The sequence below is a fragment of the Tissierella sp. genome (genome assembly GCF_052089545.1).
Lineage (GTDB): Bacteria > Bacillota > Clostridia > Tissierellales > Tissierellaceae > Tissierella_A.
In genome coordinates, this window is the sequence record NZ_JBQDAA010000240.1 from 1 (window position 1) to 3,226 (window position 3,226).

General features: G+C 28.5%; 3 protein-coding genes. All 3 read left to right on the forward strand.

All coding sequences use genetic code 11. The features are described 5' to 3' along the window. Positions 1 to 113: 113 nt before the first annotated feature. Positions 114 to 587 carry a DUF536 domain-containing protein gene (locus ACTHW2_RS12245; protein ID WP_442264195.1) on the forward strand — a complete coding sequence of 158 codons (474 nt, stop codon included), beginning with the start codon at positions 114 to 116 and terminating at the stop codon, positions 585 to 587. 34 nt (positions 588 to 621) lie between these two features. Then, complete coding sequence (locus ACTHW2_RS12250) at positions 622 to 1,491, forward strand: DNA-methyltransferase (protein WP_442264196.1); 870 nt, start codon at positions 622 to 624, stop codon at positions 1,489 to 1,491. 3 nt (positions 1,492 to 1,494) lie between these two features. Continuing rightward, a partial coding sequence (locus tag ACTHW2_RS12255) for an N-6 DNA methylase (RefSeq protein WP_442264197.1) occupies positions 1,495 to 3,226 on the forward strand: 1,732 nt, incomplete at its 3' end.

Here is a 3,226-nt window from a genome sequence, read left to right on the forward strand (position 1 = left end):
ACAGTTTATAAATATATTTAGTAGAGTGTACAGCAATGTACAACAGCGTACAACATAATGTACAGCGAACGGTACAATAACTTGTGATATAATAAACACAAGTGAGGTGTCATATGAAGGACAATGTTTATACTATAAAAAAAATGTGTAAGGAATTGGATCAATCTAGACAAAAAATAAGAAGAAGACTTGAAAAGCTTGATATAGAGGCGATTAATGAACATACAAGAACTTATGAAAATCAGCCATTAGAGTATGATCGCCAAGCTTTTTTAAAGTTAGCAAAAGAATTTAATTTAGAAGTTAGTGAGCATGACTGTACAGCAACTGTACAGCATAGTAGTACAGAACGTACAACAAACGAACAGCAACGTACAGCAGAAAAAAATTATAAAGATAGTAATGATAAACTTATTAAAGTGCTTCAAGACCAACTGAAAGAAGCCAACAAGTCAAAATCGAATTTAGAGAAACTTTTAGATCAGCAACAGCAATTAACTCTGATTTCGAATAGGGAAATTGATATGTTGAAATTAGAACTTGAAGAAAAAAAAGAATCTAAACAATGGTGGAAATTTTGGAAATAAAAGATGGAGTAGAATTTTTTGGAGGTATTTTATAATGATAGAAAAAGAAAACAAAGAATATAAAGATAATACAATGAATAAAGATTTTATAAACGATGTTATAAAAGGTGATAGTATAGAAAAGATGAAATTACTTGAAGATGAATCAATTGATTTAATTTTATGTGATTTACCTTATGGACATACTCAAAATGATTGGGATAGTATAATTTCTTTGGAATTATTATGGGAGCAGTATGAACGTATTATCAAACCGAATGGAGCTATATTACTTACTTCAAGTGGAATGTTTACAGCCCAATTAATGCTAAGTAATCCTAAAATATTCAAATATAAAATAGTTTGGGAAAAATCAAAATCAACAAATTTTTTAAATGCTAAGAGACAACCTTTACGTAAATATGAAGAAATATGTGTTTTTTATAAAAAACAAGCTACGTACAATCCTCAAATGTCTAAGGGGAAAGCTTATAACAAAGGGATAAGAAAAGATCAATTAACAGGGAGTTATGGTGATTTTCAACCAGCTGAAGTTAAAAGTAATGGTTCACGTTATCCTACAGATATAGTATATTTTAAAACTGCGGAATCAGAAGGGAAAGTTTATCATCCTACCCAGAAACCCGTTGAGCTAGGCAGATATTTAATAAGAACGTACAGTAATCCAGGGGATGTAATGCTAGATAATACTTGTGGAAGTGGTTCGTTTTTAGTGTCAGCAGTTATTGAAGGACGGAATTTTATAGGTATTGATAAAGATGAAGACAGTAATAGATTTAAAAACGATATAGTTAGTTACGTTGATGTTTCTAAAGCAAGGGTTTTGGAAGCTTTTAATTCATTAGGTACCAATTCTATTAATAAAGAATACTTACTTAAATACAATGTACTGGGAGGAAAATAAATTATGGTTAGATTAGTAGAAAATGAAAGAAGTTGGGCTATCGAGCTTATATCAGAGATAAATGCTTATCTTTCTCAAGTTAACCTAAATATAGGTACAGCCGGAGGAGAGACAACAATAAACAATCATAGAGATTCTGAAGAAAAGGATCGAAAAGTTATGTTTCCTGATGTGTTGTTGTACTCTGATAAGAATAAGAACAATCTTTTACAAGGTTGGGAAATTAAGTTACCTGATGTACCAATCCATAATCAAGAATACATAAATGATGCCCAAGATAAAGCAGATAAACTTGGGCTTAATAGTACAGTTCTTTGGAACTTTAAGAATGTGGTACTTTATGTAAAAAAAGGAAAAGAATGGGTTATTGAAAATCAATGGAATGATTTAAATACTATTAGTTCACGTGATGATGTTAGGAGTAAACAAGATTTATGGAAAAATTTTTTAAAAGTTTTTCTAAATGATTTATCTTCTTTTTATCAAAATGGAGTAATAGAAAATAGAAGTTTAGTTGAAGTATCTAATTATATAGTTACATATTTAATTGAAGAAAATAAAAATTATTTAGCTGAACACTTACAAGACAAGGCGAAATCTAATCGGTTAATAGATATTGATATCACTAGATGGTGGAACAATACTAAAGAAGAATACATGAAAGATGAAACAAATAAATATACAGCTTATTCTAAAAACATTTTATTAAATTGGATAATTCGTTTTACATTTGGAAATATTATTTCAGTTACGCATACTGAAGCTTTAAATATAAAAAACATTGATTCTGATATTAAGCCAAGAGAAGTCAATGATATATTTCAGAGAATAACAAAAACTAGCGATTTTTATACTATATTTTCATCTCAGAAATATAATGAAATATTGCCAGCTACTATTTGGGAAAATTTGATAGACTTTAATTCTTTTTTAAATGACAAAATACTTGATCATGAACTAATGCAAAAAATGTTAGAAAACTCGGTGTCACAGTATAAAAGAGAAGTAATTGGTCAGTTTACTACTCCCAAAAAATTAGTTTTATTATTGTTACATTCTACAGTAATAAACCTAGAAGGAGAAGATATTGATCCATGTTGTGGAACAGGTATAATTCCAAAAGAATTGATGAATATGAAAATAAATAGTGGTATATCAGAGAAAGAAGTTCATGAAAAAACTTGGGCTTCAGATAAAATGGCTTTTCCCTTGCAGATAGCTAACATGACTATCACTACAAATACATCAATGAACTTAATAAATAAAATATTTACTAGCAATGTATTTGAATTAAACAGTGATATGTCGATAACATTAACTTCACCTTCCGATGGTGAAGAATTAGAATATAAGTTACCTAAATTTACTAATATCCTGTCTAATCTTCCATTTGTACCATCATCAATTATTGAAGAAAATGAAAGAGAATATATTAATGATATTGAAGAAGAAGTTAATGAAAATAGTGAAGGTCAAATAAAATTCAGTCGTCGATCTGATTTTTATTTTTATATTATTACCTATTTGAATAAAATTTTAGATGAAAAAGGTCGAATAGGAGTTATAACCTCAAACTCTTGGTTAGGTACAGAGGCAGGAAAAGAATTTTATAAATTACTTGTAAGTTATTATGATGTTCAAAGCATAATTATATCAGGTAACAAAAAATGGTTTCCTAATGCCAATGTTATGTCATCAATTATTATCCTTGAAAAAAAAGAAAAAATGTTTGTTA